Annotated in this window: 2 protein-coding genes; both read right to left on the minus strand. The window is 44.9% G+C overall.

Annotated features, from left to right (window positions below; genetic code table 11):
- On the minus strand, positions 1 to 506 hold a 506-nt coding region (locus RT269_RS26500), incomplete at its 3' end, for a hypothetical protein (RefSeq protein WP_313187184.1).
- A gap of 26 nt (positions 507 to 532) precedes the next feature.
- On the minus strand, positions 533 to 13,030 hold the full coding sequence (locus RT269_RS26505; protein WP_313187186.1) for a hypothetical protein: 12,498 nt from the start codon (positions 13,028 to 13,030) through the stop codon (positions 533 to 535).
- Positions 13,031 to 13,042 lie beyond the last annotated feature (12 nt).

Genomic DNA, 13,042 nt, shown 5'->3' on the forward strand with positions numbered 1-13,042 from the left:
CCAGCCGGAAGATTTTTCTTTAGCTTTATCTTATCAATATACTGTCCCGGCTTTAAACCCTTACTCTCATACAGCACTTCATTTGTATCATCTCTGCGAATCACTAAACGGCAGAAATAACGGTTCTGCGGAATATTCTCCAATCCGATGGAGCCTTCGCTCTTTCCATCATTGAAAACAGCTTTGGCATTCATGGATACATTAAACATACCTTCTTCCACAACGGAGTTAAGAAGCCCTTGAACTTCTGCGGGCGTTTTTCCCTGCAGAGAACCATCCTTAGCCAATTTGTCAAACCAGTATTTGGTTGTCGCATCCATCACCTGATTGTGTGTATACCACCAATATCCACCGCCGGCGCCGGCAACGACCAGCAATAACAGGAGCAGAAGAAGGGCCTTCTTCTTGCCCTTCTTCCTCCTCTTATTAATTTTTACAATACCAGCCGCCGAGGCTTTTTCCGCGATTTTCTCTTGATTTTTTTCTGTTTCGTTAAATTCTTCCAACGCTTAAATCCTCTCTTTCGACTGTGTTAAGGGATCCTTCTGGACGGATCGATCTCTACCTTGTATTTTAGCAGATATTTTGCTTTGGCATTAATTACACCGGAGTTTGAAGTTCCGTCCATGTATTCCTGCACTTCAGACTTGGCAGATCCTTCAATTGGGAAGGAGGCATCCATATATTTATCCACAAATCCAGTACCTACGGCTCCGACAAAGGTAAAGTTACCGGACGTCCCCGGGTTCAATGTTCCAAGCACAATCGGTGCTTCAGTAACCGTTGATTCTGCATAGAGCTGCAGCGAGATCTCTGTGCTATTATTAAATCCCGTACCGCCGATGGCATCATCCCAGCCTTTTACGGCCAGGTATAAATCATTCTCAGCGGTTGTTACGGCCACATTAGCGGTCAGATTCATCAAATCAGCCGGGTCAGATGTAATGCCTGCCTCCATCGTCTGATTTTTAAAACCACTAATCGAAACCTTTGCATCATAGCTGCCCTTGTTCTTAATCACATATTCCGGTGCAGTAAATAGCTCCGTTTCCGCAGAAGATGCATTTACACTCACTAACTTGTTCGTACTGTCATAAGAACCTCTCCGGCTCACGACCAGGTAAATATCAGTCGGTACTTCAACTTTTAATACTTCCCAATTCTGCAATTCGAGAACTTCCGGGTCATTCTCAGCTTCTACCAGGAATAAGTTCTCCGGTACCGTACTTCCCAAGCGGAAATGGTCATGCTCCGCATCTGCATTTGGATCATAAGCCGAACTGTTGGTAAACCGTACCACATCTCTGCCTTTTACCGCGCGCCTCGGATCCATATCAATATCAAAGGTCAGACCCTCCGGGATTGCAGCCGCTGTCTGGATCACATGGTCTGCTCCCCAGACCGGAGATGTTTCCGTTCCGGTATTTTCTGAGGTCAAGTAGAACGTATTCAGATGATCTTTTAAGTTCTCCGGCGCACTAAGAATCGTAAAGGTCCCGTCCTGGTATACCACAGCCCCCTTTGCAGCCTTGTTATTCTCAAACAGAGTGCCGTCAACGGTTGTTGTTCCGCTGTTATAGATGGCGCCGCCATGCTGTCCATCAGAATCCGCAGCCGGATCATAGGTATTGTAATTATCATAAAGGGACACATTCGACAGAAGATTCAAAGCTCCGCCTTTTTCAACGTTGATCAGCGGCGCCTTTGCTTCATTATATCCATCGGCTACAATTACCTCAACCGGAAGATCAACACTTTTCTTCGGTTCACTGTGCCCGTCAAAGGATACATTCGTACTGAACTGGGCGGCTGTATTCTCCTTTACATTCAGCAGTACGCCGGTAAAGTCGGGTACATCATATTCCGCCGCTGCTCCGGCCGTCGGATCACTAAGGACAAAATCCGGCTGTATATAACGGACAATTTTAACCTTGTCGGTGCTTCCCAGCATAACAGTTCCGTCTGTTCCAATATAGGACTGCCCCGTCACCTGGATATTACGGTCTGCCTGAATGGTGCCGACTACATAAATCGTATTTCCGCCCCTGGTCTTTAATAACTCAAACGCTCGTTTAAGCGTCTTTACCGGATGCTTCGGAGTCGAACCGGCAACCCGGTCCTCCTGGGCGTCAATACCGGTTGTTCCGCTCACATAGACGGCGGTCGGCACCTGCAGCTCCAGAATATTCTTCGCTGTGCTGCGGTTTGCCAGGCGGAAGAAATCTTTCACCCGCTCTTCTAACAGGAAATAAGCGGCATCTGCGTCAATTGGCTCAATTGAATCCGGATAATGAACTACATCTCTGCCCATATACGGATCTCTCATCATTAATTGGAATTTATCCATTAACGGAATACCGGCTGATGTTACGGTCAAATAGCGGCTGGTATCATGACTTGCAGCGTCTTCTTTGGTTCCAAAGCCCTCCAGGAACACACTTCCTCCAAAGTTCACCATATAGCGGAAAGATAAGAATCCATTGCTATATACAGCCGTACCGCCGGAAGGCACAAGATCGCCTAATGCAAGATTGACAAATTCCGTATACTCAAGATAACAGATTCCTCCATCTAACAGCTCGATACCAGCACCGCTGCCTTCCCGAATAGGTGAACCATTCAGTTGGTCAAGTACTTTGCTCTTATCGTTTCTATTGATATTATTGACAAACATCGTTTTGGTTGAAATCCCACCAGGCACATCCCCTCCCTCTGCCTGAGAGCATTTCAGGATACCGGTATTTTTTACAGTAATTAACGGGGACAAAGCTTCTACGCCCGGTGCCGCTAATGTTGGCTGAATGCTGTCATTGCTGACAGAATGACCGTCCAGATAAATACCGCTCAAAATCAACTGGCCGCCATCACCGACATCAAACAGACTGTCACGTAATGTTTCCTTGCCGTATCCATCATAAACAGGATTTCCTGCATCATAATCTTTGGGCTTCGAATACCGTTTGAAATATACCTGTCCCCGGATATTCACCTTACCCTCCAGATCCTCATAGTATCCTTCATAGTGATAGGTGCCGCCAGCAGAAACCTTAATATTCATCAACTGAATATCAGATGGTTCACTGGTTCCTGCAGCGATATCCAAAGTACCTACAACATAGACAAGGACACCCTTCGTATCTGCCTGCTCTCCTATCGCCTCAAAGGTCTTTTTTAATGTCTTAAATGCCTTCTCTGGAGTTGTTCCGTCATCACCGTCATCACCCTCCTGTCCATCCAGATATATTACCTTTCTCTGATTCAATTCCAACATATGCGGATCGGAACTTCTATTCACAATATCATACAATGCATTGATCGCATCATCAAATGAATAATGTTTCAGTTCTGTCTCACCCGGAATTATATCATCGTATTGAATCAATGGCCGGCCATTGTAGTCATTATGGACAGAAACCTGTAAAGGTGATGAAGGTACATAATCGGCCAGCGAATGTATATAGGCCGCAGTTATATTGGAGGTACCATCTAGATACACGTTACCGGATATCGCCGGTGTTCCAGTCAGATTCAGTATTCCAATAGATAATGGATCTGTTTCACTTGCATCGAGATAGACTGCATTTCCATAAGCTGCACTGTTGCCTTTAATTTCACCTCCACGAATCACCAGGTCTCCGTTTGCACCTACCTGGAACGCACCACCTTTTGAACTTAAGTTATCCCTATATCCATCTTCAGCAATATAGTTGCCATTGTTGTAGTTGTTCGAAAAGACTGCGCCGCTCTCTACGGTTGCTCTGTGCCCACCAGATATATACACCAGGCTGTCACCATTGCTTCCCGTACCGTCTATGCTTCTTCGTCCCTGAATAGAGATATCTCTAAATGTCAGAGGACTGTCCGGCTCAATCAGATAACCGTAATATGCCCGGTTGAGCTCCTGTGTTTCAATACCGGTGCTTTCATAGACAGGAAATCCGGTATAACGGCACATATAGGCAGTTTCCGGTAATGTCCAGACACTTTCACTGCTTGTATTAGTCGCCTTGCCGCAGACATAAATCACATAATGATCAGAAGTTCCGCCAACTCCCGTTTTCCCCACAGCATTGGCTCGGGTAAAGCTTTTCACGGCCTGACTCGGCTTTAATCCGGTGTTCGCATCTTTCCCGTTTACCGAATCAAGATAAACTGCCTTCATCAGAATTAAGCACTGGTTTTCCTTTACACCCACCACATTACCGGCAAGGTTACCGGTTCTTCCCTGATCCAGTACATACGGGTTTGACCGCACATCGAAAAATGGAAGGTAGGAAGAAACGGTTGTTACTTTATTGCCATCCGGCTCTACGATTACGCTGCCTTTTATAAAGATGTTATTTACCGGATTTAAGTAAATGCGGTAAGAACGTCCGGTCTGGTATATATGATCACTAACTTTAACAGCGCTTAGAGGTTTGGATAAATAAATGCTGTCCCTGATATCCGCACCGCCACCGCGCAGTTCAAAGCCCTTCTCCATAACATAAATCGGCGAATATGCATTAATCGGCTCCTTTCCTATGCTTGAGATTGGCTTATTTCCGATGATCTGCCCGCCGGAGAAAATCATTTGGGAAGAATCGCTAGTACCCCGATAGAAAATGGCACTGCCAGAGCCCCCTTCATTTCCACGGATAATTCCGCCACTGATTGTTATGCTGCCATCATAGTTTACAAGTGCACCTGCCCCCGCCGGATTTGTAGACGTTGATAGAGTCTTGTTATTTTCAATCAGGCCGCCGCTCATCTCCATGCTGCCACCGAGGGCTACATAAACCGTTCCGATATGGGAATTGATAGAATTTGCCCTCGGGGCATTTAGTTCATTATTTATGATCTGTCCCGATTTCATAATCAGCTTAGCCTCATAATCACCATTCCCCACAACATATACTGCAGAGGTAAATCTGGAAATTGGAGAACTATAACCTGTTTCTCTTACTATATTACGAATAATCCCGCCATCTATCTCAAGGGTACCGCCATAAACAGTTACACCCAATGCGCAGTTAACGTTATAACCGGTTGAATTTGCCTTATTGTTCTGTAATACAGCACCTTCACCAAGAATTGCGGTTTTTCCTCCGTAGACTGTCAGCAACTGATCCATCTGGTACGATGTCAAAATAATACCATCCTCTGAACCGCCGTCAATTGTGATATTTTCAAACGTAACAGTAAAGGCGTAAAGGGTGCTGGTGCCAGAAGATAATGTAATAAGACCACCGTCATACTCTTTATAACGGGCTACCAGCGGCTGCCACTTTTCTCCGCTCAGTGAATTAGTTACGAATCCGCCAGGATCAAATGACCAGTCCTCATCCCCAGCCAATACGGTGACTGTTGATCCACAGATAATGATATTCGCCCCTGTGGTATAGTAACCGTCTCCCTGCAGCAGTTCTTTGGCACGTTTAAAGGTTCTGACCGGTGTAGACGGACTGTTGCCTATATTACTATCATTCCCGCTGCCTGACAGATAAACATCATTTTCTCCCTGCAGCACAAGATTTGGTGCTATCTCGACGATCACCTTGCTGGCTGCCATTCCATCGGCGCTGACCTTGTTGAAATATGCCAATTGACTGCCTTCACTGCCTGAGCTTGTGAGATCCGTAATACCCCCTGGTTTGCCATCTGGTTTTACCACTGCCCGACCGGCAAAGCCTTCCCCCAGATGCAAATCATACCTTCTTGCAGGATTGGTTACAGCATGAGTCATTGTAATCGGCCTGGTACCGTCATTCATATAGATCAGTCCGTCAACCGTACTTCTTCCATCCAACTCAATATATCCGTAATTATTAATTACTCTGGCCTTATAAGTGCCTGATTCATAAGGACTGTCACTGATTTTGACCAGTGCCTCCCCCTTAAGCTTTAAGGTTGCGTCAATCCCTAAGTAGACCGCATCTGTATTCCCCTCAATAGACGGTACAGAAAAGCTTCCATCATCTTTTATTCCATTTAATTCAATGATGACTTCATTTTTATAGATTACTCCAGAGTTGGAAACCGTTGCCGCATAAACGCCACCGCCTCTGTTGTCACGAATAGACGCAGAATCATTCAGGGTAACTTTTGCTGTTCCTGACCTATAATAATTAGTGCTTGTTGCTCTGGTCAAAAAGATTCCCGAACTTACACCACTGCCATTACTCACATTAGTACCATTTCCGGATATTTTTGAATTGCCATTCATTATCACCTCAATTGGACCACTGGCATATATTCCAGCTCCCAGATTTCCGGAAACAGGGTCTGTGCTGCTGTAATAATTATCGCCTCCAATCATTGCATGGTCATTTAAAGTGATTTTTTGATATTTGCCCTCTTCTGACCAACCGGGAACCGAAGAAGTCAATTGAATTCCAGAACTAGAATTACCGGATATCCTGGTGTTATCGGACATCTTTATATTCAGCCGCCACGGCCCGCCGCCGCCATTAGATCCAGTTCCATTCTGATCGGAGATTCCCCTAGTATTCTGCTCAATCGCTGCATGGCCTTCCATCATGATGTTAATTGGTCCATTGTTATTAGTAAATACATAAATACCATAGTCTGTATTGCAAATCTTACTATTATCTTTCATTACAATATTAGTTTCTGTGCTCAGACTGTTGAGGCCCGTCATATATATTCCATATATCTCGTTGCTGCTGCTTCCCTTCTTTCCACTAATCAAAGCCTCTTTTCCCATTAAAACAGATGTGTTTGTTGACGAAGACAGGTAAATACCATAAGTCATATCTGTAATTGAGGCTGAGCCCTTCTCCAATCCGCCTTCCATATTCAGCAAAATATTTGCATTTTGGGAACTGGCTACATAAATACCATTGGTATAATTCTCAATATTCCGACTTCCAGTAATCTTCGCATTGTTTAACAATTCAACCGTTGGTGAGACTCCACTGACATATATTGCATAAAACACATTTGGTCCAGACGTAGCTGTATCAGCAATATTAATCGCCGCATCATCCTGCATCTTTACCGATGCCGCAGTAGAGCCGGACAGATGTACACCGTAGGCCATTGTTGCGAATGCCCCACCATAAGTAATATTAGCTCGTTTTGACATCTCTAGAGAATTATTGGCCCCCATATTAATACCATTTGTCCAATATGCATTCTCCAGAGTTGCAATACTGGCATCGTCCGTCATATCAATCTTTGATCCATTACCAGTAATACTCACTGCACTGCCCGTAATATTACCAACTTCTAATCTGGCTTTACCCCCCATTTCAATAGTGGTATTTTGTTTATCGGATGTAATCAGAGACCCCTTCAACAGCCCAGAAGATCCTGGCCCCTGTATAATAGCACTGTCATCTTGCATAGATATTAAGACATTCGTTCCCATAACAACTATACCATTGCTGGTAGCGTTAGCAACCCGTTCAACTGTATTATCCGTTATAATCTTAGCCTCGCCCAACATCCACATTCGGGCTGATCCATACAACCGAACCGCTGACGTTGACTGGTTATTATATATCTGCTTGTTCTCGGTACCATTCTCACTGTTAAGTGTCAGTTCACCGTAAATATCTAATGCACTGGAGTAATTATTCGTGATCATTGAATCTCCGGTCAGGGTTACCTTAGTACTTATAGAACCGTAAATGACCGGACTGAGTAATTCCTGATCAACAAGAACAACTGCATCTGCCATACCGTCAATAATCAGTCTTCCGGTAGTAAATGCTACACTGTTGCTGTCATTGCCGACTTTAATCATCGGCTGCTTTACAAAGGATGCAAACCGGCGTACCTGGGCTTCCATTACCGGGTCCCCATTCCGTTCTTCCGCAATCCCATAATACTTGTTAACCTCTTTATACAGCGGAACTTTATAATCAAGTACCCACGTATCATTGGTGTTAATATTAACCTGGCCGCAAATATAGATAAACGGAGCAAATCCTTCCTTCTCATCCTCCGGGAGACCAGCCTCATCATTAGCAGTGTTTGTAACATTCGCTTCTAAAGTCGCTTTTGCTTTATCAAAAGTTGCAACTGCATCCGCCGGTGAAGTACCGCCATTGAGGTCACTTCCGCCGGTTCCATCTAAATACACCCCCTGACCAAAAAGAATGACATTCGTTCTGCTACTATCATTACTATCTTTAAATTTGCCCAGTTCATTTCTTCTTGGCAGCTTACCACCACGATAATAATCCAGCTTATCCGACGCATCCTCAATATTACTGTACATGATGTTATTTGTTACAATATTGCTTAGATTAGTATCAGGGTACGGCACTGCTATTGAAACACTTCCCGCTGCTTTCAGTACTACACTTCCAGATTTAAACACCTTTGTATTTAAATCTATCGGAAAGTCGCCATAAACAGCACCTGTCGGCGGTGTACCAATCACTGTCAGAAAAGAGTTTCCTGAATCTAAAAAGATAACATCAGGATGATTAGCTTCTGTTTTTTTCTCAGCAGTTACCTTACTGAAATCAAAATATTTATTATTGGTAGCGGTTGATGTATCGTTAATATAAATACTGTATACACCCTCCACCTGTTCAGATAATTCCGGCTGCTTAAATTTTCCATTTAAAAATCCCAATTGGCCAGATCCATTTAAATAAAAGTTGCTGCCCTGTTTATCCGCACTGTTCTGGATTGGACCGGCGATATTCATCGCAAATTGGCTGACCGCCCCCACAGCAATCCCGCCGCCATATCCGGCATGATTACCCGTTATTTTAAATTTACCGGGGTGCGTTTCTGACAGATACAAGCTAGGATTGGCAATCAGATAAATGCCACCGCCTCTATCAGATGCAGTATTGTTTTCAATGGAAGAATCCTGTATATAGTAATTACCGGTATTAAGTGCCAGCCCTCCTCCAAGTAGCGCCTTATTCCCAGAGATATCCATATCTCTGAACAAGGCCGAACCAGCGTTTGAGCTATAGATCCCACCACCATACGTAGTCGCTGTATTATCTTTGATCAGTACATTCCCAGCAGACCAGTAGGATCCGTAATGATAGACCCCGCCAGCATAACCACTCATAGCTTTATTTCCGCTGATTTCAATTGCTCCCTGTACGGTTGCCCTCATATAAACATGGCTACTAGAATTGCCTCTAAGGTAAAGTCCGCCAACATTTCTTATTGCAGAATTATTAATTATCCTAGTTCCATCTTTCAGAGTCAGATCTCCATATCCTTCGAAATAAACACCTCCGACATCACCGCTGAGGGTGGTACTGCTATAAATGTCTCCTATCGCTTTATTTCCGTCTATGATGGTTTTGTCCAAGATTAAATAAACATTATTACCGGATGATCCGACTGCATAGATTCCTCCAGCCACTCCAGCTTCATTCTTAGAAATCGTTGTATCTGTTATTGTAAGGGTACTCCCCCCGGCAAGATAGATACCGCCGCCACGGCCACAGTCCAGTGTACTAGTGGTATACACCTGAAATCTCGTGTTGTTCTCAGTTATCGTACTCTTTAATATTGTGCCAGTACCGCCAGCAATATAGATACCGGCACCGTTTAACTGATGGACACCCTCAGTCGGAATACCATTCCCTTTGACTAATCCTTCTGTCATTGTAAGCGTACCGTGTGCCCCTACATATATTCCAGCTCCTAAGCTAATAGAGTCATTCGATCTACTACTTTGGCTGATTATATCACACTTATTATCAATAATGGCCGCACGATTAATGTCTAATTTGCCATCCGCATAGATACCGGCACCATAAGCCAGATATGCCTGGTTGTCACTGATTTTTGTATCTTCCTGTACACCGCTCCCATCACCAATCTCTACGATGGTACCGGTACCTGCAAATATACCGGCGCCTTGTGTATGCAGGAATGTGCTGCTTTTGCCTGAAACATAGTATACCGGTATATTATTCCCAGAGATCTCCCCCTTCTTCATAATAAATGAGGTCCCTGTCCCCAGATATACACCCGCTCCATACTGATAGGTCTGGTTTCCTGTAATGGTTCCTCCGTTCATCGTAAACCCGGCGCCATCACTTAAAGCCACACCGCCTCCTGCTTTATGAGTGGTTATTCCGGCATCATAATAATCGATACGGTAAGAGTTGTTCTTCTGAATAAAACCATCGTTCATCTCAACTGTTGTGCCGCTTCCGGCCGCAACCACACCCTGCTCCCGGTTCTCAATCGAACCAGTCCAGCCAGATTCCATTACAAAGTGGCCGCCTCCGGTAACCGTTACGTGGTTACCCAGGGTGAGATCTTTCTGAACAAAACCGGTACTCTTCAGACGTGTTCCGTTCAGAGTAGTTTCTCCCCTTAAGTTCAGAGTTCCGCCTGCCTCTACCTTAATCGTAACACTGTCAGTATCATCCACCATATTACGGATAAATACGTCACGTATGCTTAAAACACCGCTTCCTGTTACTTTGATTAAAGTCTTTGGAGCTGCGTGACGCGGTACAGTGTTTCCCTCTCCCTGACTTGCTATTTTGTCAATATGAGATACGACTTCGGTCTTAACATCAGTACCTCTCGCGTAGTCATAACGGGGTTCCAGCTTCCATTCCGGCTCGCTGGCAGAGTCTACGGTCACAGTATCACAAATATAAATCTTTTCCGGCATCGGATAGTCCGTTTCTATTTTATCTAATGCTGTTCCGTCTCCCACTGCTTCTTGTCTGGCTGCCAGACTCTTAAGCATCTCCTTCTCCCAAATCTCTTTTGCTCTTCTCCAGGTTTTCACCGGATATTCACACGATGATCCGTAATTGTTATCACTTCCGTTTACACCATCGATATAAATACTGTCATAGTAATACTCCGCATAAAGCTCTACATTCTGAGGCCTTGCAACACTGTCGTCCTCGTCTGTATCCTGACGCAGAATCCAGTCAACATTTGACACTCCGCCATTTGACACTGACTTATTGGAATCATGCAGCTTTATCCTGCCTAGCAGCGCCTGACCTGCGATATCTGCCTGTATCCCCCGGTCTGTCTCATCAGCAATCGCACTAATTGACTCCGACAAAGCTCCGCCAGGTATCACAACATCTATAAAACGGTATCCTATGTTCGTATTAATACCGCCGAAAAATACTCTTAAATTCCCGTCATGTACAGCATCCACACTATTTACTTTAACCGGATGATTCGCCAAATCCGGAAACGCATTTACCTGAATGTATCCATTTTCTTCTGTTCCGACATTCTTTTCAACGATAAGATCCCCTTCATTTACCAGAACCGCCGGAGCATCGGCCTCATTCCCTCCTTCACTATACCCACCGCCAAGGGAAAGGTTTTCTAAGACCAATGCCTTGTTTTTCGGTACGATGATTGCCGGCTGCGGATTAACATTCCATGTGCAAAGCGTTGTGATCAGTGATGGATCTTCTGATGCCAAATAAAAATTTCCACCCAAAAGCCCCAGATAATCACCGGCGTCTGCATCTCCCAAATTCAGGGACCGCATGGCTACAACTACTCCTCCGCCTGCCTTCTTAGCTTCCTCAGCTGCCCTACTCCAGGTTTTAAATGGATAGAGCGGGGTTAATCCGTCATACGAACCACCATCATTGCCGGCCCGGTAAGTAATCCCGCTGATCGTCATATCCCCGCCCGGATTCCAGTAAAAAGCAGTTGCTCCGTCTAAAGAACGGCTGGCAATCAGGGTCTTATGGGTCAGCAGCTCTTCCTCTAAGGGAGAGGACAGGGGCTGGATCTCATCTTCTGATTCTGTATCCCTTAACTGGGCATCCTCCTTTATTTCTACCTGCAGACTCCAGTTATCGGATTCTGCCAGAGTAAAATAACTTAAAAAGTCTTCTGCACTTGCACCATCCGCATAAAGGGTTGTCACCATCTCCCGTGATCCTGCCCTGCCATCATCTTTTATATCCAGAAGGTATTCACTGCTGCTGCCGTCAAAACCTACTATAAACTGAATAACCGGCGCTCTCCAGGTGCTGACGGACATCTTATCTTTCACCAGTTCGATTTTCTCTTCGTTGGCATCTATCGCATAATTATCAATATTAAAAGACGCTTCTCCTGCTGTTTTTGCTTTTTGGGCAGCGGAAGACAGCGATTTTAACGGTTGTAATTTCTCTAGTACTTTTTCTAATACTTTCTCATTTCCTTTATTTCCTTCGCTCCCCGTATCATCTGCTTCCGCCTCGCTGACTGCTTCGACCGCATTGGCTGGAGTTGCAATATCATTTTTCCACTCCATATCTTCCAGCTTGCTGCTGTAATCCATGATAACGCAGCCATTAATATTGACCCCCTGCCCCATCTGAAGGACGCCGCCCCGAACATAAACCAACTCTGTCTCATTTGGTTCATAAGCCGGTTCTTCTGCTTCAAGTAAAACATTCATTAGTGTTAACTGTCCGCCATTCACATAAAACAGTGCATCACTCTCATAAGGACGTCCCGGCCAGGATGCAATGCGGATATTTCCTGCATTTAACGCATACAATTCCCCGTCTGCCACCTCCATCGGATTCATGGCATAAATCGTAACATCCGAAGAGTCCAGTCCTTCTTTCTCCATCAGCTTTTCTGCACGCTCGATTGCCTTAGCAAGAGTTTTTACAGGTCTTGCCGGACTCAGACCACTGGCAGTATCCCTCCCCGCTCTTGCCTTGGTTGAGGCTGCATCGGATGAGGTTGCTGCGGCATCCGATGGGGTTGCCAGTTCTACAGGCAGCTGACCGCCCGGATTCCAATAAATTACATAGCCATCCTCCTCCAAAGTTTCTAATAACAAAGTTTTATTAATACGGTCTGCTCCGCCCTTTCCCCCCTCAACTGGTTCTAATGGCAGAGTTTCTTTTATACGCTCTGATTCCTCTTCCATTGGTTCTAATGGCAGAGTTTCCTTTACACGCTCTGTTTCCTCTTCCATTGGTTCTAATGGCAGAGTTTCCTTTACACTCTCTGTTTCCTCTTCCATTGGCTCTAATGGCAGAGTTTCCTTTATACGGTCTTCTCCAGCTTCCGTTGGTTCCTGCTGCAGAGCTTCTTCCATTCGGTCTGTTCC

It is taken from the genome of Lacrimispora sp., from assembly GCF_032078915.1.
Classification (GTDB): Bacteria; Bacillota; Clostridia; order Lachnospirales; family Lachnospiraceae; genus Lacrimispora.